This is a genomic window from Allobosea sp. GW821-FHT03A12 (assembly GCF_058986765.1).
The window spans coordinates 412,315-437,592 of sequence record NZ_JBYSVZ010000005.1 but is presented as its reverse complement, the minus strand read 5'-3'; the positions used below and the strand labels follow the sequence as shown (position 1 = coordinate 437,592).

Here is a 25,278-nt window from a genome sequence, read left to right as displayed (position 1 = left end):
CCGTCACCGCGCTGGCCGAAACGTGCCGATCTTGCCCAGGCCGGTGATGGCAAGGCCAATCGGCGGCATTGGTGCGCCCCCTTTCGAGAGGGGGATCCGCGACGCTCAGGCCGCGTCCTTCCATTTCGGCAGGGCATCGCCATGGGCGACGAGCAGTTCATCGACCATGCGCCGCGTCTCCTGCAGCGACAGCACACTCGCCGCATGGCGGTCGAGCGCCGCAGCACGGTGGACGCGCTCGCGGTCTCCGTCGAGCGCCGCGCGCACCGTCAGGTCCTGGACGAAGACATGGGGCGCGCAATGCGCCGCCAGCTCCGGCGGCAGCGTCCCGGCATGGCAGGGGCGCAGGCCGTTGCGGTCGACGATCACCGGCACCTCGACGCAGCAGCCTTCCGGCAGGTTGTCGATCAGCCTGGTGTTCTCGACATTGCCATAGATCACCGTCGGCTCGCCGGTGACCATGGCGCGGATGATCAGGGAGCCGTATTCATCGCTGCGCTCCAGCGGGAAGTCCTCGCCCGCCAGGAGCTTGCGGCGCGTCTCGGTGTAGCGGCCGAGATTGCGGATGCTGCGCCGGACATATTCGTCGACCGGCACGTCGTATTGCGCGATCTGGTCGTCGCGGCGCAGGAAATACGGGGTGTACTCGGCGTTGTGCTCGCTGGATTCGCTGACGAACCAGCCGAGTGTGCGCATCAGCTCGAAGCGGACTTTGTCCCTGGCATAGACCTCCGGATCGGCCATCGCCTGGCGCAGCGCCGGATAGGCGTCCTTGCCGTCGATCTGGAGCTTGAGGAACCAGGTCATGTGGTTGATGCCGGCGCAGTCATAGCTCAGCCTGGACTGCTCGACCCCGAGATAGCTCGCAAGATCACGCGCCGTGTGCTGGACGTTGTGGCAGAGGCCGACGACGCGCTGCTCGGGAAAGGCCTTGTAGACCGCCCAGGTCAGGATGCTCATCGGATTGGTGTAGTTCAGCAGCACCGCGTTCGGGCAGAGCTCGCGCATGTCGGCGACGAGATCGAGCATGAAGGGGATGGTGCGCAGGCCGCGGAAGATGCCGCCGATGCCGACCGTGTCGGCGATCGTCTGCTTCAGCCCGTATTTCCGGGGGATGTCGAAGTCGATCATGGTCGCTTCGTGCATGCCGATCTGGACCATGTTGATGACGAAGTCGCAGCCTTCGAGCGCGCGGCGACGGTCGAGATGTTCCTCGATGACCGCATCGGCGCCGAATTGCTGCGCGGTCCAGCGCGCCATCATGCCGCCGGTCTCGAGCCGCTCGGGATCGATGTCGTGCAGCGAGATCACGACGCGCCCGAGCTCGGTGAAGTTCAGGATGTCGGTCAGCAGGTTCTTGACGAAGACGGCGCTGCCCGCGCCCATCATGGCGATCTTGACCACGGTATTATCCTTCTCGAAACAACGATGCTGGTCGGCCCGCGCTCTTGCGCGAGCGGTTACTTGAGGCCGGAGCCGGAGATGCCCTGCACGAAATAGCGCTGGAAGAAGGTGAAGATGATCAGCATCGGCACCAGCGAGAGCAGCGCAATCGCCATGATCATCGACCATTCCGTGTTGAACTGGCCGCGCAGCAGGTTGAGGCCGAGCTGCACAGTGTACATTTCGTGCTTCATCATCACGATCAGCGGCAGGGCAAAATCATTCCAGCGCCACATGAAGGTGAAGATCACCAGGACGGCGATGATCGGCTTTGAGAGCGGCACCACGATCTTGAAGAAGATCTTGAGCTCGCTGGCGCCGTCGATGCGCGCGGCCTCGAGCAATTCGTCGGGGATCGAGACCATGAACTGGCGGACCATGAAGATGCCGAAGGCCTCGGCCGCGCGCGGCAGGATGACGCCCCAATAATCGCTGAGCAGGCCGAGCTCGGAGACCACCAGGAAGAGCGGCACGATGATGACCTGGAACGGGATCATCAGCGCCGACAAGACCGCGAGGAAGAGGATGTCGCGGCCGGCGAAGCGGAACTTGGCGAAGGCGTAGCCGCAGAGCAGGTTGATCGCCACGGTGATCACCACCGCGAACACGGTGATGATCAGCGAATTCACCGTCCAGCTCAGGAATGGCACGCGCCCGATCGCGTCGGTGAAGTTCTGCCAGACGAAGCTCGACGGGATCAGGCCGGCAGCGCCGCTGAAGACCTCGTCCTTCGGCCGCACGGCGGTCGCGAACATCCAGTAGACCGGGAAGAACATGATCCCGGCCCCCGCGACGAGGAGCAGCCAGATGCTGGTGGTTTCGAGGCGCCCTGTCAGGGCGCCTCGGCTCGTTCCTGCGATCATGACGGAGCCCTCATGCCACGTCCTCGACCCGGCGGTTCACCCGCCATTGCAGCAGGGTGAAGATCAGGACCATCACGAACAGGACCATGCCCATGGCGCTGGCATAGCCCATCTCGGAGCCGACGAAGGCAGCCTGGTAGATGTACTGGACGATCATCGTCGTCGAGAAACCGGGGCCGCCACCGGTCATGACGTAGATCAGGTCGAAGACCTGGAAGGAGTGGATCACGCCGAGGATCAGCAGCAGGAAGGTGGCCGGCCGCAGCAGCGGCCAGGTGACGAAGCGGAATTGCTGCCAGCGGCTGGCGCCGTCCATCTGCGCGGCATCGTAATAGGTCGGCGAGATCGACTGCAGCGCGGCGAGATAGACTACCATGCAAAAGCCGACGCGGACCCAGAGCGAGGTGACGACCAGCGAGAACAGCGCCCAGCGCGGCGAGGACAGCCAGGCGACGGGCCCGATCCCGACCTGCTGCAGCAGCGTGTTGATGACGCCGTAATTGTCGTTGAAGAGCCAGGCCGCGATCACCGCCGTGGCGACGTTCGAAATCACCACCGGCAGGAAGAAGACGCTGCGCAGGATGGTGCGGCCGAGAAGGTCGCGGTTGAGGGCGATCGCCAGCGCCAGGCCGATGGCGAGGCTCATCGGGACCGTGGCGATCGAGTAGATCGCGGTATTGCTCAGCGACTGCCAGAACAGCGCGTCGCTGGCAAGCCGGGCGTAGTTCTCCAGCCCGATATAGCGCGGCGTGTCGATCAGGCTCCATTCCCGCAGGCTGATGTAGAACGCATAGAGCAGCGGGAAGAATACGAAGACCGAGAACAGCGCCATGTTCGGGGCGATGAACAGGTAGGGCGTCAGCTGGTTGCGCCTGGCCTGGAGCCAATAGCGCCGCGCATCGGCCGCCGAGGGCCGGCCGACCGCCGGCCCTCTCAGGTTTTCCGCGATGGCCATCACCACCGCCATCAGACCAGCAGCGTCGAGCGCACGTGCTTCTCGATGTTGGCGACGGTCGCAGTCGGTGACTGGCCGGAGGTGAAGGCAAGTTCGAGCTCGTCGGCCAGCTTGGCGTTGAAGCGATCCCAGGTCGGCAGGACGATGGTGCTGACGAGATGCTCCGGCACGGTCGCCGACTGTTCGAGGAAGACCTTCATCTCCTCGTTGCGGATGTCGTAGACGAGGCCCTTGTCCTTCAGCGATTTGCGCACCGGCAGGAACTGCGCCTTGGTGACGAACTCGCGCATCGCCTCCTCCGCGACCATGAACTTGACGAAATCGGCCGCGACGTCCGGGCTCTTGCTGTCACGCGAGACCGCCAGGGCATTGCCGCCGAGATCGGCCGCCATCGCCACGTCACGCGGCAGATAGGTGACGCCCCATTTGAACTTGGCCTGGTCCTGGATGAAGGGAATCTGCCAGTCGCCATGCAGCAGCATGGCGATCTTGCCGGTCGCGAACAGGTTCTGCACCGGCTCGGAGCTCTTCAGCGAGGTGTTGGGCGGGACAAGCGCATCCTTGAACCAGCTCTGGGTCCAGGCGACGGTCTCGGCCGCCTCCTTCGTGTTGATCTGCGGCCCCTTGAGCTCGTTGTCGAGCAGCTGGCCGCCATGCTGATAGAGATACATCAGCCAGCGATAGGCGTTCGAATTCTGCCAGTTCATCGCGAAGGCGTAGCTCAGCCCGGCCTTCTCCTTGGCCAGCTTCGCGGCGCTGATGAACTCCTGCCAGCTCCAACTCTTGTCGAGGCTCTTGGGCGCCTCGATGCCGCATTTTTCGAAGATTTCGGCGTTGTAGAACAGCGCGAAGGTGTCAGTGTGATGCGGCAGCGCATGCGGCTTGCCCTTGATCGTCGACGCCCGCCAGACCGAAGGCAGGAAGTCCTGGCCGAAACCGGCGTCGAGATATTGCGACAGGTCGATCGCCGCGCCGCTCTGCCCATAGCGCCCGATCCGCTGATATTGGGCGCGGAAGATGTCCGGCGCCTGCTTTCCGGCGAAACGGGTGTCGAGCTGCTGATAATACTGGCCGCTCGGAACGACCTCCAGCTTGATGGCGACGCTAGGGTTGCTGGCCTTGTACCGCTCGATCTGCGCGTTGAAGGCCGCGATCTCGGCGGGCGAGCCCCAGGAGGTCATGGTCAGCGATGCCGCCTTCTGGGCACTCGCCGCACCAAAATACATGCCCGTTCCAGCGCCGATGCCGGCGCACAGGCTCGTCTTCAGGAAACTGCGCTTGGTGATGGTCGCCATTGTTTCGATCTCCCTGGGTCTTTTTTGTCGTTGAAACGTGATGGGCTTGGTCAGGCTCCCTCCCCGTCCGAGACGGTGCGGACGCCGCCGCAGGATTCGCGCACCAGCAGGCGTACCGGCAGAACCTGCTCGCGCGGCGGCTCGGCCTCGCCCTCCAGCCGGCCGATCACCGCCTCGACTGCGAGCCGGCCGATATCGGCGCGGGAATAGTCGACCGTGGTCAGCTCCGGCGTGACGAAGCCGCCGAGCGCGATGCCGTCGAAGCCGACCACCGCCATGTCCTCCGGCACGCGCACGCCATGCTTGCGCAGCGCATGCAGCGCGCCGACCGCCATCTGGTCGCTGTAGACGAAGACGGCGCTCGGACGTTCGTCCTGCGCCAGCAACTCCTCCATCGCCGAAAAGCCACCGGCGAGGCTCGGCTCCGCCATCGCGACGAGCTGCGGGTCCGCGGCGATACCGGCTTCATCGAGCGCTCGTGCATAGCCATCGGAGCGCTCGCGGCGCTTCAGCAGGCGCTGCGAGGCGCTGCCGATATGGGCGATGCGGCGATGGCCGAGATCGATCAGGTGCCGGGTCGCGACATAGCCACCCGTTTCCAGATCGACGCGCACCGCCTGGAGTGCCGGGTCGGGACTGTGATGCTGCATCACCACGATCGGCATGCCGTTCTCGGCGAGCTTCTTCAGATCGGCAGCGAGATCCGCGGGCGGAGCAGCCACGATGACGCCGTCGGCGACGCCACCGGAAAGCAGCGCATAAGCTCGCCGGTGCACCTCGTCGAACTTGGCCGACATGATGTTCAGCGAGTAGCCACGCTCGAGCGCTGCGGCATGGGCGGCGCCGATGATCTCGGCGTTGTAGAAGCTGTCGAGCGTATAGAGCAGCAGCGCGATCACATTGGTGCGCCAGCGCCGCAGCGAGCGCGCGGCATGGCTCGGCTGATAGCTCAATCGGGCCGCGGCATCGGCGACGCGAGCCCGCGTCTCGGCCGAGATGCCGAGCTCCCCGCCCCGATCGTTCAGAACGAGGGAGACGGTGGTCCGCGAGACACCCGCGAGCTTGGCGACCTCCGCGCTGGTGGCGCGGCGGCTGGCTCGCTCATGCGGAAGCGCGCGCTTGACCAAGGCTTTCCGTCCCAAAATATTTATCTAACACGATTTAGAAGAAGGCTAAGTGCGAAACCATCCATCTGTCAAGGCGGTCGCAATGGGAGCTTTCGCTGCTGCGGAGACGAGAATGACGTTGACGAGTTTGGAGGCGACCGGTCGACGGTGGGGATCGGACTGGGCTACGGCATCGGCTTCGGGGCGATGGCGGGAGCGCAAGGTGCCTTCCTCGTCGCGGGCCCTACCCCGCTCATCGCAGCCTCGCTGGTGGCCGCAGCGGACGGCAAGCCGACCTTTGTCGCGGCCTATCTCATGGCCTGTTGCGCCCTGACGATTCTCGCGGTCCGGCTCATCAAGCATCGTTCAGTCCACGACTGAAGAGACCGATTGGACGCTGCGAGTATCGGCCGGCATGGACCGACGCCTGCAGCGTCTTCAACTCGCGTTCAAAGCCCGGAGATCTCGGGTTAATTCTGCGACGCTCCGTCGAGCGATCAAGCCCGACAGAGCGTCTGCGCATTTGGCGATAGAGCCGATGGGACCGGCGCGGGACTATCGGGAGGCGATCGCCGTCATCTCGACGAGGAGGTCGGGATAGGCAAGGCGCGCCTCGACGGTCGCGCGGGCCGGCGCGTGGCCTTTTGCGACCCAGGCGTCCCAGGCTTCGTTCATGGCGGCGAACCCCGTCATGTCGGCGAGGTAAATGGTAACGCTGACCAGGTTGTTCTTGGAGACGCCGGCCTGGGCCAGCGTGTCATCGAGGCTGAGCAGGACTTCCTCGGTCTGCACCTTGACGGATTGGCCGCGCGTCTGCTCGGCGACATGGCCCGCGAGGAAGATCAAATCTCCAACGATAACGGCGTCGCTCCAGCGTTCCGTCATGCCAATGCGTTCAATCATGGGATCAGCTCCATCTATTCGGTCTTCGGCCGGTTTCCAGGGTCGGCTCGCCGGCGCTGATCGCCTCTATGACGCACAACGCGACGACGCCATATCGCCGCGATGCGCCATTTCCGGACATTAAGCGTCAGCCTGAAACCGGACATTGCAAACTTTGCGTCCGGAGACCGTTGTTGAATAGGCTCCAGTCACTCCAGAGCTGCGGGCGGCATCATCGGCCTACCGGCGCCAGGGCCGACAGCTCGGTTGCGACCAGCGCACCGACTCCGGGGAGGAAGCGCTCGTCCTCCGCGATGGCCTCGCCCTGGGTGAAGACGGTGAGCTGGAATTCCTGGCCCTGCGGCAGGATCGCACGTAGCGCGTCATGCCGGCGGAAGGAGGCGCGGTCGTCGCCGAGCCAGCGCGTGCGCCCGGCCTTGGACCAGATCTGCGTGCCCTCGGGCAATGTGTCGCCGAGATAGCCGAGCAGTTGATAGGCGCCGCGACCGCGGTCGGGATCGTTGGCGTCGCGGGCGAGATGGTCGCGGACGACGGCACGGCGCGCCGGCGGCAACAGGGCGGAGTCGCTGAAGATCTCGTGCATCAGCCGCGCCATGGCGATCGGCGTCAGGCAGTTGTGCCCGGCTGCCGAGCGGTCAAGCGCGACCTTCTCCCGCCCATAGCGCAGGTCGTCCATCAGCTTCTGGTTGAGGTTGATGCCGGCGAGTTCCGGCCAGCCCAGCCCGGCGAAGATCCGGTTGATCTCCTCGCGGCGCTCGCACCACGCGTTCATGTCGTGATCGTCCAGCAAGGTGTCGCCGGTCGTACCCGTGATCAGGTCGATGATGTAGTTGGTCGCCGAGTTTGACGACCAAAGGATCATGTCGCGCATGGCGCGGTCGAGCTCGCCATGAGCGGAGAGCCGCCCGTCCTCGAGCCGCAGTTGCGCCGCGACGAGGTGGAACACCTTCACCAGCGAGCAGGGATAGGCGCGCCAATTCGCCCGCAATGCCGCGCCTTGGGGCTTGCCGCCGTCCTTGCCGGGCTGGATCAGCACATAGGCGAACTGCTCAAAGGGGATGCCACGCGCCGCATAGATCGGCGCGGCATGGGCCTCGATCAGTGCGCCGATCCGCTGGAGTTCGGCAGTCTCGATGAAGAAGCTCATGGCCGTCTCGCGATACAGGGCGGAAAGGAGGGCGCGTCAGCCCTTGGGGCGCAGCGCGGTGTCGAGGCCCTCGCCGATCAAGGCGAAGGTCACGCCGGTGTAGACGATGGCGAGGCCGGGAGCGGTCGCGATCCACCAGGCGTCGAACATGAACTGACGTCCGTCGGCGATCATCAGCCCCCATTCCGGCGTCGGCGGCTGGATGCCGAGGCCGAGGAAGGAGAGCGAGGTCACGGCCAGGATCGTCAGCACGACGTCCGCCATGGCGAAGACGATCGCGGGCGTGACCGCATTGGGCAGGATATGCGCCGTGACGATGCGGCTGTCGGTCGAGCCGAAGCTGCGCGCCGCCTGGACATATTCGAGCTCGCGCAGCACCAGCACCTCGCCGCGGGTGATGCGTGCGAAAGAGATCCAGTTCACCAGCAGGAAGGCAAGATAGAGATTGGCCTCGCCGGGCCCGAGCACGCCGACGATGGCGATCACTAGAACATGGAACGGGAAGGCCCAGAAGATGTCGGTGATACGCATGATCACGGTATCGACCCGCCCGCCGACGAAGCCCGAAAGCGCGCCGATCGCGATGCCGAGGATGGCGGGCGCGGCGACGCAGACCAGCGCGACCCGCAGGTCGACCAGCCCGCCGGCCATCACGCGCGAAGCGACGTCCCGGCCGAGATCGTCCGTGCCGAACCAGTGCGTCGCGGAGGGCGGCTGCAGCGTGTTGCCGTAGTCGACCAGGAAGGGATCGTGCGGCGTCCAGACCTGCCCGAGGCCGACGAACAGGCACAGCAGTAGGAGCATGGCGAGGCCGACGAGAAGCGTCGGATCGAGGCGGCGCTTGCTCATCGCGTCAATCCAGCCGGATGCGCGGATCGGCCAGCGCATAGGCGATGTCCGTCGCAAGATTGATCAGGACGACCAGCACGGCGAAGACGATCGTCAGCCCCTGGATCATCGGGTAGTCGCGGGCGAAGATCGACTCGACGAAGAGCGAGCCCAGCCCCGGCAGGGCGAAAACAGTCTCGATCACCACCGTGCCGCCGATGACCCAGCTCGTATGAGCGCCGAGCACCGAGATCGAGCTGATCAGCGCATTCGGCAGCACATGGACGCGCATGGTGCGGCTGGTCGCGTTGCCCTTGGCGCGAGCCGTCGTGACATAGTCCGAGCCGAGCACGTTGAGGATGCCGCTGCGCAGGCTGCGGATCGTCAGCGAAGCCGTCGCCAGCGCGATGACGAAGGCGGGCAGCGTCAGATGGTGCAGACGTGAGAGGATGCCGGTGCCGTAGCCTGAGGTCGGAAATAGCGGCACCCAGATGGCGAGGACGACGACGAGGACGAGCCCGAGCCAGAAAGAGGGAATCGCGAGCAGCACCGTGAAGAGGAGCTTGATCAGGATATCGGGCGCCTGGTCGCGCCGGATCGCCGACCACAGCGCCAGCGGGATCGTCAGCACCACCGCGATCACAGTCGAATAGGCGACGAGCCACAGCGTCGCCGGCAGGCGTTCCAGCACCAGCGCCATGACCGACTGGCCGTAGACGACCGAGCGTCCAAGACTCCCCGAGAGGATGTCCCCGAGGAAGAGCAGATATTGCCGCCACAGCGGCAGGTCGAGCCCGAGGCGCTGCTTCATCGCCGCGATCTCGTCCGCACCGCCGCGTGCGCCCAGCAGCAGCGTCGCCGGATCTCCCGGCAACGCCCTCAGCAGGAAGAAGCAGGCCAGCGTGATGCCGAACAGCACCGGGACGAGCTGGACGAACCGCTTGAGAATGTAAGTCAGCATGGGGATGGGCCGGAGCGCAGGGCAGCCACCGGCCGCCCCCTCCTCACTTCAGCTTGACGTCTTCGAGGCGGAAATTGCCGGTCGGCAGCACCTCGAAGCCGCTGACAGTGCTGCGATACGCGTAGGGAGTGCCGGGATAGAACAGGAAGATCGACGGCGCGCCCTCATGGGAGAGCTTCACCATCTCCTTGAACATCGCGCCGCGTTCGGGCCCGTCCTTGGTCGCGCGCTCCTTCTCGTAGAGCTCATTGACGCGCTCGTTCTTCCACTCGGTGTGGTAGGCGTTGGCGCGCTCCGGGTTGACGATCAGGAAGCCGGCCATCTGGTCGGGGTCGATCGTGTCGCTGGAGGCGTAGGAGACGGCCATCTCGTAGTCTCCCGCCTTGGTGGTCGACCAGTGCGTGCCGCCTTCGGCAAGGCGGATCTCGGCCGTGACGCCGATCTGCGCGAGCGCGCTCTGCAGCGCCTGGCTGACCTGGCGGTGCAGCGGTCGGCCCGAATGCACGAGGAGCGAGGTCTTGAAGCCCTCGGCATAGCCGGCCTCCTTGAGCAGCGCCTTGGCCTTGGCGATGTCATGGGCGTAGGGCTTCAGCTCGGGATCGGCATAGGCCATCAGAGGCATCGGCGAGTTCGCCACCTTACCGGCGCCGTAGAGCAGCGCCTTGACCAGCCCCTCCTTGTCGATGGCGTAGTTCAGCGCCTGGCGGACACGGACATCGTCGAAAGGCTTCTTCTTGGTGTTCAGCAGCACGAAGTCGGTGCGCAGCACATTGGCGACGGCGGTCTTGACCGTACCGGCGCGGCCGAGGCTCTGCATCTGGTTCAGCGGGATTTCGAGCGCCGCGTCGATTTCGCCGGCCTGCAGCTTCAGCACGCGACTGTTGCCTTCAGGCAGGACCATGATCTCAGCCCCGTCCAGGCTCGGCTTGCCGGCCTGCCAGTAATGGGCGTTCTTCTTGAGCGAGAGCGCCTGGCCCTTGTTCCAAGCCGCGACGGCGAAGGGACCGGAGCCGATCGGCTTCTCGAAGAACTTGTCGGGCGCCGCCTCGAACGCCTTCTGCGGCAGGATCGCCGAGGAGAACAAGGCGAGGTTGTTGAGCAGCGGCGTGAACACCGTCTTCAGCCTGAGCACCACAGTGCGCTCGTCCGGCGTCTCGATGGCGTTGATTCCGGCGAAGAAGCGCTTCCAGCTCGACGCATCGCTGCCGGCCCGCTTCAGCGAGAAGGCGACGTCGGCTGCGGTGACCGGCGTGCCGTCCGAGAACTTGGCCGCCCTGAGCTTGAAGGTATAGGTCAGGCCGTCATCGCTGACCGTCCAGCTCTCGGCGAGGCCAGGCTCCAGCTTGGTGGCATCCGTGCTGGGGCGCAGCAGGGTGTCGTAGATCAGCAGCTGCGCGTGGATCGACGGGTTGTCGCTGGTCGCGATCGGGTCGAGCGAAACGAGGTCCTGCGTCTGCGCCAGCTTGAGAACGCCCTGCGCAAAGGCGCCGGAGGGTGCGACGGTGAGAGCCGGGCCGAGGAGGGAAAGCGCAAGCGCGGCAGCCGACACCATGGAACGGAAAGTGGTCATGGAGATCCCCTGATCTTGGCCGCTCTGCCTCGGCGGCGGCAGCTTGCAACCTTCCATGCGCATGCCTAGTCTCGCAAATGAAACATTCGGCAAGATTATCAACCAAGTGGAATAGCCTGAATGAGGCTGGGCGCGCTGCAGGTGATCGATGCCTTCGTCCGGCTCGGCGGCACCGGTGAAGCGGCGCAGGGGCTGGGCGTCAGCCAGTCTGCCGTGATCAAGTCGTTGCACCTGGCGGAAAAGGAGCTCGACCTCAGCCTTGTCGCGATCGTCCAGGGGCGGCTGACTCCGACCCCCGAGGCACTTGAGTTGAGCCGCCTGGCACGTCCAGCCTTCGGTGCGCTGCGCCGGGCGCATCATGAAGCCGACATGATCCGCGTCGGCATGGCCGATCGTCTGCGGATCGCGACCGTGCCCGGCCTGGCGCACAGCATCCTGCCGCCCGCCATCGCCGACGCGCGCCGCGACCTCGGCGATCGGGCCGCCGTCGAAGTGATGTTCGACCATGTCCGCGATCACCTCAGCGCCAACGAAGTCGATCTCGCGATCTCCTACGGTCCGATGGCGACAGAAGGGTTGCTGGACATCGTCCTGCGCAGCAGTCCCCTCGTCTGCGTGCTCGACGAGGCTCATCCGCTCGCCGCCCATGACAAGCTGTCGCGCAAGGCCCTCGAAGGCCAGCGCCTGATCAGCTACGGGCCCGACGGCATCAGCCTGGCCGACAGCTTTCAGGACGCACTGGGCCACACCGGCCTGTCAGACCAGATCGCGATCACCGTCCGCCATACCGACAGCGCCTGCCATCTGGCGCGCGAGGGCGTTGGCATCGCCGTCGTCGACGGCTTCGTCATCAGCAGCAGCCTGACGCAAGGACTGGCGGTCCGTCCGCTCGACGAGAGCCCCCTTGTCACGGCCTTCGCTCATCATCGCGACGGCGCGCCGCTCGACCATGCTGCGCGGATCCTGCTGGAGCATCTCGTGGGAGCGGGCACATGAAGGCATTGACGCCATCCCACGCGACGGTCCTGCGCGCCGTCGACCGTTGCGGCACCACCGTCGAGGCCGCGCGGCAGCTTCATCTGACGCAGTCGGCGGTCAGCAAGATCATCGCCCGCAGCGAATCCGCCCTCGGCGTCCCGGTCTTCGATCGCCGCGACGGCCGCCTCGTCCTGCGTTCCGAGGCCCGGGGCCTGATGTCGGCGCTGGGCCATGTCGAGGACGAATGGCGCGCCTTGCGCGGAGCCGTCGGCGACGTGCGCTCCGGGCGCGCCCTGCCGCTGCGGATCGCATCGACGCCCAGCATCGGCCAGGGGCTCATAGCGCAGGCGATCCGGCGGCTGGTGACGGACTATCCGCAGGCCCGCATCGAGCTGATCATGGGCGACGCGCCGACGGAGCTGTCGAAGGGCGCCGCCGATCTCGGCGTGATGTTCTCGCCCCGCGTCACCGACGACATCGCCCTGACGCCCTTCGCGCAGGCCTCGATCATCGCCCTGGTGCGCGAGGACGATCCGCTGGCGCGTCGTGGCCGAGTCAGCTTGCCTGAGCTCCGGAACCATCGGCTGATCTGCTTCGATCGCGAGAAATCGCCGCTGGGCTGGCTGATCGCGCGCGCCCATGAGCAGGCCGGCCTCGACTATGCCCCCTTCATGACCGTGCCCTACAGCATTTCCGCCGCCCATCTGCTGGCGCGCCAGGGCGATGTCATCCTGATCGACAGCCTGCTGACCCAGGCCCAGCGCTTCGAGGGGCTGGTCAGGCTGGATGTGACGCCGGAACTGCCAATCACCATCTGCCTGATGACGGTCCGGAGCCGGCCTTTGTCCCGACTGGCGGCGCGCTTCGTCGAGATACTCGTAAGAGATCGGATGCCCGGCTAACCGACTGGTTCGTCACCCAGGTCGCCGCATCGAGCTCTACAGGGGCTCCGTTGCGCCACTTGTGGACATCGGACAATCCGCCGAGAGCAGACCCTCGGAACGACGCTTGCTAGGTAGTTCGAGTCCTGTTAAACGTTTTACTGTTAAACGTTTAACAGGCCACATGATGAATAGCCGCCGCGTAACGATCCGAGATGTCGCAGGCCGCGCGGGGGTGTCCATCGCGACGGTCTCGAATGTCTTCAGCGGCAACAAGCCGGTGAACGAGGATCTGCGCGAACGCGTGCTGCTGGCTGCCAAGGAGCTGGCGTATCAGGTCGATCGCGCGGCGTCGCAGCTGCGCTCGGGTCAGGCCCGCGTCGTCGGCGTCCTGGTTCCCGATCTCGACGACGTCTTTTTCACCTCGCTCGTCTCGCGGCTGGAGGTCCTGGCGCAGGCCGACGGCTACGACATCGTCGTCGCGAGCTCCCGCGACGATATCGGCCTCGAGCAGTCGCGCCTGAGCACCTTGCTCGCCTGGCGCCCGTCCGGCCTCATCGTGGTGCCCTGCTCCGACGAGGTGCCGCAAGCCCTCGCCGTCGAAATCGGGCGGCTGCCGATCGTCTTCGCCGACCGCGTCCACCCGGGAGGCTCGGTCGTCGACACCGTCGCCATCGACAACCGCGAAGCCGGAGAGATCGCAGCGCGCCATCTCCTGGCGCTGGGGCATCGCGACGTCGTCATCGCCGCCTCCAGCCTCGCGATTTCGCCGATCCGCGAGCGCGCCCGCGGGGCTGGCGACCTGATCCGTGAGACGGCCGGTTGCGAGGTGACCGTGATCGAGCTCGGATCCGTCGCCGAGCACGGTGCCGAGCTCTTTCGCAACTGGCTCGAGCGGCATCCGCAGCCGAGCGCGGTGATCGCACTGACCAACGTCACGACATTGAGCGCGCTGTCTGCGCTGGCCCGCCTGAAGATCGATATTCCCGAGCCCGTTTCAGTGGTCGGCTTCGACGATTACCCATGGATGAGCGCCCGCAAAACGGGGCTGACCGCGATCCGGCAGCCGATCGTCGAGCTCGCCGCGGCGACCTGGCAGCGCCTGCGTGCGCGCATGGCGGGCGACAGCGCCCCGGCACAGAACATCGTGCTGCAGACGAGCCTGCAAGTGCGCGACTCCGTGCGCGATCTCACTGCCGCGGCGGAGCGTGGCAACCCCCGCGATCCCGATCTGCTTCCGACCACGGAGAGACCGGCCGCGCCGCCCAAAGCGGTGCACTGACGAACATCGACTGCGAACGCCCAGCGTCCAAGCCACCGGGCCGACAGAGCCTGGAGCGAAGAAGTTCTGGAGGAAAGCGTGCAGCTTCAACGAACGGCTCGGATATTGCCGCTGCTTGCGCCGGTGCACCTGCTCATCCTGAGCGTGATCGTGCTGCCGTCGCTCTATGTCGTCTGGCTGAGCCTGAACACATCGAGCTTCGGCCAGGCGCCGAGCTTCGCCGGCCTGCAGAACTACTGGCGCGTCCTCACCGATCCGGCCTTCCACGGCGCGCTCTGGAACACGGTCGTCCTCGTCGTCGTGGCCGTGCATCTGGAGCTCGCAATCGGCCTCGGCATGGCCCTGCTCTTTGCCAGCGGCCTGCCGTTCCGGCGCGTCCTGCTGGTTGCCGTGCTCGCGCCCTATGCCGTCAGCGAAGTCACCGCCGTGGTGATGTGGCGCTTCCTGTTCGATCCCGACGCCGGACCGATCACACTGGCCTTGCACGCACTGGGCCTGCCGACGCTCGACTGGTCGTTCGAGCCCTCGCACGCGATGATCCTGATCGGCCTGCTGACGATCTGGCTGCACCTGCCCTTCACCTTCGTCATCGTCTACGCGGCGCGCCTCGCCATTCCCGCCGAGCTCTACGAAGCTTCGCGGATCGACGGCGCGACGCGCTGGCAGGCTTTCCGGCGCGTGACGCTGCCACTGCTCGCCCCGGCCATGCTGATCGCGCTGCTGTTTCGCTACATCTTTGCCTTCCGACTGTTTTCGGAGGCCTGGCTGCTGACCAAGGGCGGCCCGGCGCGCTCGACCGAGGTCGTGGCGATCTACCTCTATCAGGAGGCCTTCAGTTTCAACGCTTTCGGCCCGGCCGCCGCCACCGCCTGGATCATGGTGCTGGCCTCGCTCCTGCTCGCCGGCGCCTATGTCCTGCTGCTCAGGCGCGGAGGCGTGGCCCATGCGCACTGAGCGCCTCCTGATCGGGACGGGCAAGACGCTCGCCGTCGCGGCGATCCTGTTCTGGTCGCTCTTCCCGATCCTGTTCATCGCGCTGTCGTCGCTGAAGCCCGGCCAGGACATCTTCGCCGTGCCGCCGAAATGGCTGTTCGCGCCGACCTTCAAGCACTACGTCGAGCTCTGGCGCTCCTGGGGCGTCTTCTTCGATGGCCTGCTCAACAGCCTGCTGATCACGATCGGCGCGACGCTGCTCGCCATCGTCGCCAGCGCCTGCGCCGGCTATGTCTACTCGCGCAATTCCGGACGCTGGCTCGGGGCCAGCCTGCTCGGGCTCATCGTCGTCAGGCTGATTCCGCCGATCGTGGTGACGCTGCCGCTCTTCCCGATCGTGAACTGGCTCGGGCTCAGCGACACCCATCTCGTGCTGATCCTGCTCTATGCGAGCTTCTTCGTCTCGCTCGGCACGGTGCTGATGCGCACCTTCATGGACCAGATCCCGCGCGAGCTCGACGAGGCCGCGGCGATCGACGGAGCCAGCTGCCTGACCATCCTGCGCAAGGTGATCGCGCCTCTGGCGATGCCCGGCGTGCTCGCGGTCGCCGTCTTCGTGATCGTCTTCTCCTGGAACGAGTTCCTCTTCGCCTTCATCTTCACCGCGACCAAGGCCAAGACCGCTCCGCTCGTCATCTCGGAGATGATCGGCTCCATCGATGGCGTCGATTGGGGGATCCTCTTCGCCGCCGCGACGGTGCAGCTCGTGCCAGTCCTCATCTTCGTCGTCTTCATGAACCGCTACCTCGTGGCCGGCCTCACCGCCGGTTCGACGAAGGGGTAGCCAACCACAAAGAAAGAGGGAGGAAGCCATGTCGAACAAGCCTGAAGCCAAGCTGACCCGCCGCGCCTTCGTCGCCGGCTCCGCGGGCGTAGCGGCGACGCTTGCGGCCAGGCCAACGCTCGCCGCGAGCAAGGCGCTGAACGTGCTGAGCCACAAGGTTCACCAGACCGTGCTTGGCAGCGGCGACGGCGACCTGATGGCCGCTTGGCGCAAGGCCAATGACGCCGAGATCGCCTTCACGACCTTCGACTCCAATCCGCTGCAGGACCGGCTCTTCCGCGAGGCCAGCCTGAAGGAGACCGAATACGGCGTCGGCTACCTGATCGACAATCGGCCGACCTCGCAGATCGCCGCTCTGTTCGAGCCGCTCGATGCCTATCAGAGCAAGGACGCGATCGAGGACTTCGCCGACATCGCGCCGGGCCTCGTCCAGGGCATGACCGTCGACGGCAAGCTGATCGGCATTCCCGTCCGCCATGCGACGCAAGGGCTGTTCTACAACGAGGCCCTGCTGGAAGAGGCCGGCATCGCCGCCCCGCCGACGACGCTGGAAGAGCTGATCGAACTGGCGAAGAAAACGAGCTTCACCTCCAAGGCCGGCACGCCGGTCACCGGCATGGTGCTGGCCAGCGACCTCGCCGTCTTCCCCGTGATGTTCGCCCGCGCCTATGGTGGCGACTTCATCAGCCCCGATCTCAAGCTGGTGCCGAACCGCGAGGCGCTGGAGCAAGGGCTGGCGGCACTGCGCGGCATGTTCGAGACCGGCAGCCTGCCGCGCAGCTACGCCACCACCAAGAACGACGACCAGGTCACCTGGCTGCAGCAGGGCCGCGCCGCCTTCACCGTGCTGCCCTTCGCCCGCGGCGCGCAGCTCAACAACCCCGAGCAGAGCAAGTTCCCCGGCCGGATCAAGGCGGTCGAGTTCCCCGGCTCCGCCGCGATCAAAGGCAAGGTGCCGATGGCCTCCGTCGTCGAGGCCTGGGCGATGGCGATCCCGAAGAACGCCAGGGACAAGGCACTCGCCTGGAACTTCATCAAGGAAGTCTCCAGCAAGCGCGTGACGCTCGGCATGGCGATCAATGGCAATGGACCCGTGCGCGTCTCCTCCTATGCCGATGAGGGCCTGAAGGCGAAGAACCCGCTCGCCGCGGTTGAGGCCAAGGTGCTGGCGACGGCGCGCGGCGCCTTCCCGCCCTTCCCGGAGGCTGCGCGCGCGCAGGCGACCTTCCTCGAGGAGGTCCAGCTCGCTGTGCTCGGCCGCAAGCCGGTCAAGGACGCCGTCTCCGCCATCATCGAGCGCGTCAAGCCGATGATGCCGGCCTGATCATCACATCGCGCCGCGGGGCCGATCGCTCCGCGGCCGTTCAGACCATCGCTGTATCGAAGAGGATTTCGTCATGTCGACCGCAACGCCCCGCTTCATCGAGGAGCCGGCGCGCTCCATTCCTGTCTCCGCCGAGTATGACGTGCTCGTCGTCGGCGGCGGTCCCTCGGGCCTGACGGCCGCGCTGGCGGCGGCAGAGGACGGCCTGCGCGTCGGGCTGATCGAGAGCCGCAGCTTTGTCGGCGGCAACATGACGATCGGCCTACCGGTGCTCGGCTTCCTCGGCCAGAAAGGCAACCAGATCATCGACGGGCTGCCGCAGAAATTCATCGAGCGCCTGCGCCGGGAGCGACAGGGCGCGAGCGAGCATCGACCCTGCCCGCTCCATATGGGCATCACTTTGGTCGAGCCCGAGGCGGTGAAAACGGTGGCCCTCGAAATGCTGACGGAGGCCGGCGTCGACGTCCTGTTCTACACCTTCTTCGCCGGCGCATTGGTCGAGAATGACACGATCCGCGGCGTCATCACCGAGAGCAAGAGCGGCCGCACCGCCATCCTCGCCAGGATCGTGATCGACTGCAGCGGCGATGCCGATGTCGCCTACAGCGCCGGCGTGCCGACCGAGAAGGGCAATGCCGAGGGCGGCATGCAGCCGCCGACGCTGATGTTCTGCCTCGCCGGCGTCGACACCGATGCGCTCAGGCTCTCGATCGCCAACGCGCCGCCAGCGGCCCGGACCTATCTCACCGACTTCATCCCGGCCGAGTATTTCGGCCAGAACCACCAGTTCATCGTCGTCGGCATGCGCGAGCTGATGGCCAAGGCCAAGGCCGAGCGCGGCCTGCAGATCCCGAACGAGCGCACGATCATCATCACCGGCCTGAAGAAGGGCGAGGTCTGGATCAACATGACCCGGGTCAAGGGCACGGACGGCACCGACGCCCGCAGCCTGACCAAGGGCGAAATCGAAGGCCGCGCCCAGATCGACGATATCGTCACCTATCTGGTGAACTACGTGCCGGGCTTCGAGAAGGCCTACTTCACCAAGACTGCGCCCTTCCTCGGCATCCGCGAGACCCGCCGCATCCTCGGCCAGTATGTGATGACGCAGGAGGACGTGCTGGCCTGCACGCATTTCGACGATGCGATCGCGGTGGCGAGCTATCCGATCGACATCCACCGCCCGGCCGACGATGGCTGCACGCTGATCTGGTGCGGCGACTGCTACGACATCCCCTATCGCTCGCTGGTGCCGCAGAAGATCGGCAACCTCTTGGTCGCCGGGCGCAGCATCTCGGCGACGCATGAGGCGATGGGCGCGATCCGCGTCATGGCGACCTGCATGGCGATGGGCGAGGCCGCAGGGCGGGCCGCCAAGATCTCGGTGCGTGGCAACCGCGCGCCGGCCGAGATCGACATCGAGGAACTACGCCGCCAGCAGCTCGAACACGGCGTCTATCTGCGCAATCCGGACGGCACCCGTGCCGGACCGCCGAACCGCGCAGCCGCCTGAAATGGCCGCGCATTTCATCGGCATCGATGTCGGCACCGGCAGCGCCCGGGCCGGCATCTTCGACCGGGCCGGACGCATGGTCGCGACGGCCAAGCGCGACATCGCGCTCTATCGCGACGGCCCCGACATCGCCGAGCAATCGAGCGCGGATATCTGGCGGGCCGTCTGCGCCAGCGTGCGCGAAGCGATAGCCGGGGCCGAGCTGACGCCGGACGACATCGCCGGTATCGGTTTCGATGCGACCTGCTCGCTGGTCGTGCTCGGGCCGGATGGCACTCCCCTCCCCGTCGGCCCGCATGGCGACGCCAATCGCGACATCATCGTCTGGATGGACCACCGGGCGATCGGCCAGGCCGAGCGCATCAACGCGACGCGCCATCCGGTCCTGGCCTATGTCGGCGGCACGATCTCGCCGGAGATGGAGACGCCGAAGCTGCTCTGGCTCAAGGAGAACCTGCCAGCCACCTATGATGCGGCCTGGCAGTTCTTCGACCTGCCGGATTTCCTGACCTGGCGCGCCAGCGGCTCGCTGGCGCGCTCGACCTGCACAGTGACCTGCAAATGGACCTATCTCGCCCATGAAGGGCGCTGGGACGCGGATTACTTCCGGCAGATCGGCTTGGCCGACCTGGCTGAGGATGGCTTTGCCCGCATCGGCACCAAGATCATTCCGGGCGGCACCACGCTCGCCAACGGGCTGACCGAGCAAGCCGCCGCCGAGCTCGGCTTGAAGCCCGGCACCGCCGTCGCCGCGGGATTGATCGACGCCCATGCCGGGGGCATCGGCTCGGTCGGCGTCCACTCGCCGCATGGCAGCGCCCTCACCCGCCTGGCCTATGTCTTCGGCACCTCGGCCTGCACCATGGCGAGCAGCCATGAGCCGATCTTCATCCCCGGCGTCTGGGGGCCTTATTTTGCCGCAATGGTTCCCGGCCTCTGGCTCAATGAAGGCGGGCAATCGGGAGCCGGCGCCGCCATCGAGCAACTGCTCGTCCTTCATCCGGCCACGCCCGAAGCGCAGCGCCGCGCCGAAGCTGAAGGGCTCTCGCTGCCCGACTGGCTCGCTGTACAGGCAACGCAGCGCAGCGCCGGACCATCGGGCGCCGCTCGCCTCGCAGGCGAGCTGATCGTCGTGCCCGATTTCCTCGGCAATCGCTCGCCTCATGCCGACCCGCATGCGCGGGCGGTCATCGCCGGGCTCGGCATGGAAAGCGATCTCGACAATCTCGTCGCGCTCTATGTCGCCGGGCTCACCGGCATCGGCTACGGCCTGCGCCAGATCATCGATACCAGTCGGACGAAAGGCGCCACGCTGGAAGCGATCGTGCTCAGCGGCGGCGCCGGACGCCAGCCGTTGATCCGGCAACTGCTGGCGGATTGCTCTGGGCTGCCGCTGCTGGCGCCGGACGAGGTCGATCCCGTCCTGCTCGGCTCGGCCATGCTCGCGGCAACGGCGGCGAACGCCTTCCCGGACCTTGCCACCGCCATGACCGGAATGGCGCCCGGCACCACCGTCTTCAAGCCGGCCGAGGGCGAGATCGCCGCCCTCCATGCAAGGCGCTTTGCCGCCTTCGAAACACTGCAGGCGGCCGCGCGCAAGGCGCGTGACCTCATGCAGCCCGCCCGGATTCAAGCCGTATCGGAGACGCCGACGTGACCCAGGACCTCACCGGAAAGACCGCCGCGATCACCGGCGCAGCCTCTGGGATCGGCCTTGCCTGCGCGAAACGGCTGCTCGCCGCCGGCGCGCGCGTCGTCCTCGTCGACCGCGATGGCAGGGCTCTCGATCAGGCCTGCACGCCCCTCGGGCCCCATGCCATCCCGCTCGTCATCGACCTGACCGACCCGGCTTCGGTGGCCGGGATGCTGCCCCAGATCCTCGAACGAGCCGGCCCGCTCGACATCTTCCACGCCAATGCCGGCGCCTATGTCGGCGGACCGGTCAGCGACGGCGACCCCGACGCCTGGGATCGCATGCTGAACCTCAACGTCAACGCGGTCTTCCGCAGCATCCACGCCGTGCTCCCCCACATGATCGCGCGCAAGACCGGCGATATCCTGGTGACCAGCTCGGTCGCCGGTGTCGTTCCGGTGGTCTGGGAGCCGGTCTACACCGCCTCGAAACATGCGGTGCAGGCCTTCGTTCACACGGTGCGCCGCCAGGTGATCCCGCATGGCCTGCGTGTCGGGGCGATCCTGCCGGGTCCTGTGGTGACGGCCCTGATCGCCGACTGGCCCCAGGAAAAGCTCGACGCCGAGCGCGCCCGCGGTGGCCTGATCGAGGCTGAGGAAGTGGCTGAGGCCGTGCACTTCATGCTGACCCGCCCGCGCAACGTGACCATTCGCGATCTCGTCATCCTGCCGCAGAGCACGGACCTCTAGCCGGCAAGTCCGATCGCGACTTCAGGGAGACAGCGCGCTCGAAAATACAATTGTGTCACAAAACATTCATTTGTATGCTCCATGGCAAAACCGCTGCCCCGCATGGACGGAAGGCAGCCCGCATCCCGGCATCGGGGGCGTGTTCGGAGGGTGGTCATGCGTCGGATCGTGCAAATCTCGGACACTCATCTCAGTCCGGCCAAGCAGCATTTCGCCGGCAATTGGCAGCCGCTGACGGCCTGGCTGACGACGCAGAAGCCCGACCTCGTCATCCATACCGGCGACGTCACCGTCGACGGTGCCGATGTCGACGAGGACTTCGGCTATTGCAGCGGCCTCCTGACGGCCCTTGGCGTCCCGGTCCTCTGCGTCCCCGGCAACCACGATGTCGGCGAGGCCTATCATCCGCATCAGCCGGTCGATGCGTCGCGGCTGGCGCGCTGGCGCGACCATCTCGGGGCGGATTTCTGGGGCCATGACGTCGAAGGCTGGCGCCTGATCGGACTCAACTCGATGCTGTTCGGCAGCGACGAAGCCGATGAGGCGCGGCAGCTCACCTGGCTGGAGCAGCAGATCGCCAGCGCAGAGGGGCGCCGTCTCGGCTGGTTCCTGCACCGGCCGCTGTTCATCGAAGCGCCGGGCGAAGGCGACAAGGGCTATTGGAGCGTGCCGCCGAAGCCGCGGGCGCAGCTGCTCGATCTCGTCCGCAAGCACGAGGTCGCCTTCGTCGCCAGCGGCCACCTTCATCGCGCCCACGACTTTATGGTCGACGGCACCCGCTACATCTGGGGGCCCTCCTCCGGCTTCGTGGTCGGTCCCGAGCTGCAGCCCGGCATGGCCGGCACGACGACGCTCGGCGCCGTGACCTATGAGTTCGACGGCAGGGACTACACCGCCGCGATCCACGAGATCGGCACGCTCCAGACGCTCTGGATCGACGATGTGATCCACGAGGTCTACCCGCCGCGCGCCGCCTGAGGCGGCGCTCGCCGCCCTTCGACGACGTCAAACGCAAGAAGCCCCTACGGGCCCCCGCACAGAAAGGCGAGCGACGTGGCAACGGTCACCCTGTCCTCCATCGCCAAGTCCTTCGGCACGACGCGCGTGCTCGGCGGCGTCGACCTTGACATCGCCAATGGCGAGTTCCTGACCCTGGTCGGCCCGTCCGGCTGCGGCAAGTCGACCCTGATCCGCATCATCGCCGGGCTGGAGCATCAGGATGGTGGTGCGGTCGCGATCGGTGGCCAGCCGGTCGACCACCTGCGCCCGCATGAGCGGCGCGTGGCGATGGTGTTCCAGTCCTATGCGCTCTACCCGCATATGAGCGTGCGCCAGAACATCGCGCTGCCGCTGACCATGTCGCGGCTGAAGCTCTGGCAACGCCTGCCATTGCTGCGCCAGCTCTCGGCCAAGCGTCGCGCGGTTATGCGCGGGATCGAGACTGATGTCGCGGCCGCCGCAGCGCAGCTCCAGCTCGACCATCTGCTCGATCGCAAGCCGGCCCAGCTGTCCGGTGGCCAACGCCAGCGCGTCGCGCTCGGGCGCGCCATGGTCCGCCATCCCGACGTCTTCCTGATGGATGAGCCGCTCTCCAATCTCGACGCCAAGCTGCGCGTGCATATGCGCACCGAGCTGGCCGAGCTGCACAAGCGGCTGGGTGCGACCTTCATCTACGTCACGCACGACCAGGTCGAGGCGATGACGATGTCGGATCGCGTCGCGATGATGGATTCCGGCACGATCCTGCAGCTCGGCACGCCCTCCCAGCTTTATGAGAAGCCAGCCTCGCTCAAGGTCGCGCAATTCATCGGCAGCCCGGCGATCAACCTCCTGCCGGCCAGTGTCGGCGCGGGCGGCCGGCTCGAACTGTTCGGCCGACCGATGTCGCTCGGCGTCCAGCAGGCCCAGGGGCAGGCCGTGACGCTCGGCGTGCGCTCCGAAGCATTGTCGCTGGTCCAGGGCGAGCCGGCCGGCGCGGGGCGCGCCTGGTTCTCCGCCCGTCTGCGGCGCAAGGAGAATCTCGGCTCCGAATACATCCTGCATTTCGACCTCGCCGGCCGGGACATGCCGGGTGTGACGATGCGCGCCAGCCCGGCGATCGCGACGGGCGTCAACGAAACGGCCGAGGTGACGCTCGGCTTCGACGAGGCCGCCTGCCATCTCTTCGCCGCCGATGGCGAACGCATCGAGCCGCGTGGGCCGGGCGTCGCGACCGCCTCCGTCGTGCCGCTGAGGGCCTGAGCATGACGCTCGCGCTCGACATGCCCGTACAACTCGCGCCCAGCCGGCGTCGCCGGCTCTGGATCGAGCGCGTCACCGGCCTCGGCTTCGCCGCGCCGGCGCTCGTCCTGCTCGTGCTGACGATCCTGGCGCCGCTGGCCGTGCTCGTCATGCTCAGCCTAACCAATTACGAGTTCGGCGGCGTCGACCTTGACTTCGTCGGGCTCGCCAATTTCCAGAAGGCGCTGGCCGATCCGATCATCCGCCGCTCGCTGCTGAACACCCTGATCTATGTCGCGATCATGGTGCCTGGCGGTGTCTTCGGTGCGCTGCTGATCGCCATCCTGATCCATCGGCGGACGCGCTCGCGCTCGCTCTACGAGGTCATCTACTTCCTGCCGGTGACCTCGACGCTGATCGCGATGGCGACGGTCTGGCAGTTCCTGCTGCATCCCTCGCTCGGGCCGATCAACGGACTGCTGAAATGGCTCGGCTTCGCGCCCGTCGCCTTTCTTAGCGAGCCCTCGACGGCGCTGGCGACGCTCGCCGTGATCGGCATCTGGCAGATCCTCGGCTTCAACATGATCCTGTTCCTGGCCGGGCTGACCGCGATCCCGCGCGATCTCTACGAGGCCGCCGATATCGACGGCTGCTCGGGCGGGGTCGACCGCTTCCTGACCATCACCTGGCCGCTGCTCGGGCCGACGACGATGTTCGTGGTGATCACGACGATGATCACCGCCTTCAAGATCTTCGACACGGTGGCGGTGATGACGCGCGGCGGGCCGGTCGGCTCGACCGAGGTGCTGCTCTACAACATCTATCTCGAAGGCTTTCAGTATTTCCACACCGGCTATGCCGCGGCGCTGACCTTCATCTTCCTCGCCTTCATCCTGGTCTTCTCGGCCGTGCAGACCTTCGCCCTCGACAAGAAGGTGCACTACTGATGGCAGCCAGCACTCCCCTCGTCGCCACGGTCTCGCCCGCGCATTCGGCAGCGCGACGCTTCCTCTCGCTCGTGCTGATCCATGGCGTGCTGATCGCCGGGGCGCTGTTCATGCTGGCGCCGTTCATCTGGATGCTGGTGACCTCGATCAAGCCGCCGGCCGAGATCTTCAGCGCCGAGATCGCGCTCTGGCCCAAGCAGTTCTACGGCGTCGAGAACTACCGCTTCGCCATGGAAAAGGCGCCGCTGCTGCGTTTCGCGCTGAACGGCGTCATCCTCTGCGCCGGCATCCTCGTGGTGCAGCTTCTGGTCGCGATCCCCTGCGCCTATGCGCTGGCGAAGCTCGATTTCCCCGGGCGCAACCTGCTCTTCGTGCTGGTGCTGCTCGGCCTCTGCATTCCCGTGCAGGTGCCGGCGATGCCGCTCTATATCGGCCTTGCCCAGCTCGGCCTGCTCAACACCTATTTCTCGATGATGGTGCCGTTCTTCCTCTCGGTCTTCGCCATCTTCCTGTTCCGCCAGTTCTTCCGCAGCTTTCCCGACGACATCATCAATGCCGCCCGACTCGACGGGATGAGCGAGTTCGAGATCGTCTGGCGCATCGTCACCCCGAGCGCCTGGCCGGCGATCGCCGCCTTCGCGGTGTTCTCGACCGTGGCGCACTGGAACGATCTGTACTGGCCGCTGATCGTCATCTCCGACGCCAAGCTCGCGCCGCCGCCGCTCGGGATGATGTTCTTCGCCGATGCCGAGACCGGCTCGAACTACGGCGCGCTGACCGCGGCGGCGACGATCCTGACCGCACCGCTCGTTCTCACCTTCCTGATCGCGCGGCGCCGATTCATCGACGGCATCACAATGACCGGCGTCAAATAAGTCGACCACCGAAACGCCTAAGCCTGCC

24 protein-coding genes are annotated in these 25,278 nt (G+C 66.3%); 14 read left to right on the top strand and 10 right to left on the bottom strand.

Translation table 11 applies throughout. From position 1 onward, the window contains the following. Positions 1 to 105: 105 nt before the first annotated feature. The 5 genes from AC3WLC_RS20745 to AC3WLC_RS20725 are packed head-to-tail and all read right to left on the bottom strand — an operon-like array spanning position 106 to position 5,683. Positions 106 to 1,404: an alpha-glucosidase/alpha-galactosidase gene (locus AC3WLC_RS20745; protein ID WP_493685804.1), complete on the bottom strand. Its 1,299-nt coding sequence runs from the start codon at positions 1,402 to 1,404 to the stop codon at positions 106 to 108. A 56-nt stretch (positions 1,405 to 1,460) separates the two neighbouring features. Continuing rightward, positions 1,461 to 2,306, bottom strand: a complete 846-nt coding sequence (locus tag AC3WLC_RS20740) for a carbohydrate ABC transporter permease (protein ID WP_493685803.1) — start codon at positions 2,304 to 2,306, stop codon at positions 1,461 to 1,463. A gap of 10 nt (positions 2,307 to 2,316) precedes the next feature. After that, complete coding sequence (locus AC3WLC_RS20735) at positions 2,317 to 3,261, bottom strand: carbohydrate ABC transporter permease (RefSeq protein ID WP_493685802.1); 945 nt, start codon at positions 3,259 to 3,261, stop codon at positions 2,317 to 2,319. An 11-nt stretch (positions 3,262 to 3,272) separates the two neighbouring features. Next, positions 3,273 to 4,556: an ABC transporter substrate-binding protein gene (locus AC3WLC_RS20730; protein WP_493685801.1), complete on the bottom strand. Its 1,284-nt coding sequence runs from the start codon at positions 4,554 to 4,556 to the stop codon at positions 3,273 to 3,275. Positions 4,557 to 4,606: 50 nt separating this feature from the next. Further along, on the bottom strand, positions 4,607 to 5,683 hold the full coding sequence (locus tag AC3WLC_RS20725) for a LacI family DNA-binding transcriptional regulator (protein WP_493685800.1): 1,077 nt from the start codon (positions 5,681 to 5,683) through the stop codon (positions 4,607 to 4,609). A 147-nt stretch (positions 5,684 to 5,830) separates the two neighbouring features. Here AC3WLC_RS20725 and AC3WLC_RS20720 point away from each other — a divergent pair, with 147 nt between their 5' ends. Continuing rightward, the gene (locus AC3WLC_RS20720) at positions 5,831 to 6,043 is read left to right on the top strand and encodes a hypothetical protein (protein ID WP_493685799.1); all 213 of its coding nucleotides are present in this window, start codon (positions 5,831 to 5,833) and stop codon (positions 6,041 to 6,043) included. 174 nt (positions 6,044 to 6,217) lie between these two features. Here the strand turns inward: AC3WLC_RS20720 and AC3WLC_RS20715 are convergent, their stop codons facing one another. The 5 genes from AC3WLC_RS20715 to AC3WLC_RS20695 all read right to left on the bottom strand — a co-directional run bounded on the left by AC3WLC_RS20715 (position 6,218) and on the right by AC3WLC_RS20695 (position 11,071). Next, positions 6,218 to 6,565 carry a RidA family protein gene (locus tag AC3WLC_RS20715; protein WP_493685798.1) on the bottom strand — a complete coding sequence of 116 codons (348 nt, stop codon included), beginning with the start codon at positions 6,563 to 6,565 and terminating at the stop codon, positions 6,218 to 6,220. 211 nt (positions 6,566 to 6,776) lie between these two features. Further along, positions 6,777 to 7,712: a serine hydrolase gene (locus AC3WLC_RS20710; RefSeq protein ID WP_493685797.1), complete on the bottom strand. Its 936-nt coding sequence runs from the start codon at positions 7,710 to 7,712 to the stop codon at positions 6,777 to 6,779. A 36-nt stretch (positions 7,713 to 7,748) separates the two neighbouring features. After that, positions 7,749 to 8,561 carry an ABC transporter permease gene (locus tag AC3WLC_RS20705; RefSeq protein ID WP_493685796.1) on the bottom strand — a complete coding sequence of 271 codons (813 nt, stop codon included), beginning with the start codon at positions 8,559 to 8,561 and terminating at the stop codon, positions 7,749 to 7,751. 4 nt (positions 8,562 to 8,565) lie between these two features. After that, a complete protein-coding gene (locus tag AC3WLC_RS20700; RefSeq protein ID WP_493685795.1) occupies positions 8,566 to 9,501 on the bottom strand; it encodes an ABC transporter permease in 936 nt (311 codons plus the stop codon). Between the two features lie 43 nt (positions 9,502 to 9,544). Continuing rightward, positions 9,545 to 11,071, bottom strand: coding sequence for an ABC transporter substrate-binding protein (locus AC3WLC_RS20695; protein WP_493685794.1), 1,527 nt, complete (start codon positions 11,069 to 11,071; stop codon positions 9,545 to 9,547). 120 nt (positions 11,072 to 11,191) lie between these two features. Between AC3WLC_RS20695 and AC3WLC_RS20690 the strand changes: the two genes are divergently transcribed. The 13 genes from AC3WLC_RS20690 (at position 11,192) to AC3WLC_RS20630 (ending at position 25,250) form a co-directional block, all read left to right on the top strand. Then, positions 11,192 to 12,067 (top strand): LysR family transcriptional regulator, encoded by an 876-nt coding sequence (locus AC3WLC_RS20690; RefSeq protein WP_493685793.1) that lies wholly within the window; start codon positions 11,192 to 11,194, stop codon positions 12,065 to 12,067. Next, on the top strand, positions 12,064 to 12,951 hold the full coding sequence (locus AC3WLC_RS20685) for a LysR family transcriptional regulator (RefSeq protein WP_493685792.1): 888 nt from the start codon (positions 12,064 to 12,066) through the stop codon (positions 12,949 to 12,951). Before AC3WLC_RS20690 ends, AC3WLC_RS20685 begins: the two co-directional genes overlap by 4 nt. Positions 12,952 to 13,057: 106 nt before the next feature. After that, positions 13,058 to 14,212: a LacI family DNA-binding transcriptional regulator gene (locus AC3WLC_RS20680; protein ID WP_493685791.1), complete on the top strand. Its 1,155-nt coding sequence runs from the start codon at positions 13,058 to 13,060 to the stop codon at positions 14,210 to 14,212. A gap of 78 nt (positions 14,213 to 14,290) precedes the next feature. Then, entirely contained in the window at positions 14,291 to 15,166 is an 876-nt protein-coding gene (locus tag AC3WLC_RS20675; RefSeq protein ID WP_493685790.1) for a carbohydrate ABC transporter permease, read from the top strand. After that, positions 15,156 to 15,989 carry a carbohydrate ABC transporter permease gene (locus AC3WLC_RS20670; RefSeq protein ID WP_493685789.1) on the top strand — a complete coding sequence of 278 codons (834 nt, stop codon included), beginning with the start codon at positions 15,156 to 15,158 and terminating at the stop codon, positions 15,987 to 15,989. Before AC3WLC_RS20675 ends, AC3WLC_RS20670 begins: the two co-directional genes overlap by 11 nt. Positions 15,990 to 16,017: 28 nt before the next feature. Beyond that, positions 16,018 to 17,313, top strand: coding sequence for an ABC transporter substrate-binding protein (locus AC3WLC_RS20665; RefSeq protein WP_493685788.1), 1,296 nt, complete (start codon positions 16,018 to 16,020; stop codon positions 17,311 to 17,313). A 73-nt stretch (positions 17,314 to 17,386) separates the two neighbouring features. Continuing rightward, positions 17,387 to 18,826, top strand: coding sequence for an FAD-dependent oxidoreductase (locus AC3WLC_RS20660; RefSeq protein ID WP_493685787.1), 1,440 nt, complete (start codon positions 17,387 to 17,389; stop codon positions 18,824 to 18,826). Position 18,827: 1 nt separating this feature from the next. Beyond that, complete coding sequence (locus AC3WLC_RS20655) at positions 18,828 to 20,483, top strand: FGGY-family carbohydrate kinase (RefSeq protein ID WP_493685786.1); 1,656 nt, start codon at positions 18,828 to 18,830, stop codon at positions 20,481 to 20,483. Next, positions 20,480 to 21,208 carry an SDR family oxidoreductase gene (locus tag AC3WLC_RS20650; RefSeq protein ID WP_493685785.1) on the top strand — a complete coding sequence of 243 codons (729 nt, stop codon included), beginning with the start codon at positions 20,480 to 20,482 and terminating at the stop codon, positions 21,206 to 21,208. Before AC3WLC_RS20655 ends, AC3WLC_RS20650 begins: the two co-directional genes overlap by 4 nt. A gap of 156 nt (positions 21,209 to 21,364) precedes the next feature. After that, positions 21,365 to 22,186, top strand: coding sequence for a metallophosphoesterase family protein (locus AC3WLC_RS20645; RefSeq protein ID WP_493685784.1), 822 nt, complete (start codon positions 21,365 to 21,367; stop codon positions 22,184 to 22,186). A gap of 75 nt (positions 22,187 to 22,261) precedes the next feature. After that, on the top strand, positions 22,262 to 23,449 hold the full coding sequence (locus AC3WLC_RS20640; protein WP_493685783.1) for an ABC transporter ATP-binding protein: 1,188 nt from the start codon (positions 22,262 to 22,264) through the stop codon (positions 23,447 to 23,449). A gap of 2 nt (positions 23,450 to 23,451) precedes the next feature. Then, positions 23,452 to 24,375 carry a carbohydrate ABC transporter permease gene (locus AC3WLC_RS20635; RefSeq protein WP_493685782.1) on the top strand — a complete coding sequence of 308 codons (924 nt, stop codon included), beginning with the start codon at positions 23,452 to 23,454 and terminating at the stop codon, positions 24,373 to 24,375. A 110-nt stretch (positions 24,376 to 24,485) separates the two neighbouring features. Next, complete coding sequence (locus AC3WLC_RS20630) at positions 24,486 to 25,250, top strand: carbohydrate ABC transporter permease (protein WP_493686099.1); 765 nt, start codon at positions 24,486 to 24,488, stop codon at positions 25,248 to 25,250. Positions 25,251 to 25,278 lie beyond the last annotated feature (28 nt).

What these genes read in the sequence shown, in the direction of transcription:
- AC3WLC_RS20700 (WP_493685795.1), bottom strand. Translation starts at nt 9,501, where the DNA reads ATGCTGACTTACATTCTCAAGCGGTTCGTCCAGCTCGTCCCGGTGCTG.
- AC3WLC_RS20705 (WP_493685796.1), bottom strand. Translation starts at nt 8,561, where the DNA reads ATGAGCAAGCGCCGCCTCGATCCGACGCTTCTCGTCGGCCTCGCCATG.
- AC3WLC_RS20695 (WP_493685794.1), bottom strand. Translation starts at nt 11,071, where the DNA reads ATGACCACTTTCCGTTCCATGGTGTCGGCTGCCGCGCTTGCGCTTTCC.
- AC3WLC_RS20730 (WP_493685801.1), bottom strand. Translation starts at nt 4,556, where the DNA reads ATGGCGACCATCACCAAGCGCAGTTTCCTGAAGACGAGCCTGTGCGCC.
- AC3WLC_RS20655 (WP_493685786.1), top strand. Translation starts at nt 18,828, where the DNA reads ATGGCCGCGCATTTCATCGGCATCGATGTCGGCACCGGCAGCGCCCGG.
- AC3WLC_RS20665 (WP_493685788.1), top strand. Translation starts at nt 16,018, where the DNA reads ATGTCGAACAAGCCTGAAGCCAAGCTGACCCGCCGCGCCTTCGTCGCC.
- AC3WLC_RS20630 (WP_493686099.1), top strand. Translation starts at nt 24,486, where the DNA reads ATGCTGGCGCCGTTCATCTGGATGCTGGTGACCTCGATCAAGCCGCCG.
- AC3WLC_RS20715 (WP_493685798.1), bottom strand. Translation starts at nt 6,565, where the DNA reads ATGATTGAACGCATTGGCATGACGGAACGCTGGAGCGACGCCGTTATC.
- AC3WLC_RS20685 (WP_493685792.1), top strand. Translation starts at nt 12,064, where the DNA reads ATGAAGGCATTGACGCCATCCCACGCGACGGTCCTGCGCGCCGTCGAC.
- AC3WLC_RS20645 (WP_493685784.1), top strand. Translation starts at nt 21,365, where the DNA reads ATGCGTCGGATCGTGCAAATCTCGGACACTCATCTCAGTCCGGCCAAG.
- AC3WLC_RS20710 (WP_493685797.1), bottom strand. Translation starts at nt 7,712, where the DNA reads ATGAGCTTCTTCATCGAGACTGCCGAACTCCAGCGGATCGGCGCACTG.
- AC3WLC_RS20735 (WP_493685802.1), bottom strand. Translation starts at nt 3,261, where the DNA reads ATGGCCATCGCGGAAAACCTGAGAGGGCCGGCGGTCGGCCGGCCCTCG.
- AC3WLC_RS20635 (WP_493685782.1), top strand. Translation starts at nt 23,452, where the DNA reads ATGACGCTCGCGCTCGACATGCCCGTACAACTCGCGCCCAGCCGGCGT.
- AC3WLC_RS20690 (WP_493685793.1), top strand. Translation starts at nt 11,192, where the DNA reads ATGAGGCTGGGCGCGCTGCAGGTGATCGATGCCTTCGTCCGGCTCGGC.
- AC3WLC_RS20740 (WP_493685803.1), bottom strand. Translation starts at nt 2,306, where the DNA reads ATGATCGCAGGAACGAGCCGAGGCGCCCTGACAGGGCGCCTCGAAACC.
- AC3WLC_RS20660 (WP_493685787.1), top strand. Translation starts at nt 17,387, where the DNA reads ATGTCGACCGCAACGCCCCGCTTCATCGAGGAGCCGGCGCGCTCCATT.
- AC3WLC_RS20670 (WP_493685789.1), top strand. Translation starts at nt 15,156, where the DNA reads ATGCGCACTGAGCGCCTCCTGATCGGGACGGGCAAGACGCTCGCCGTC.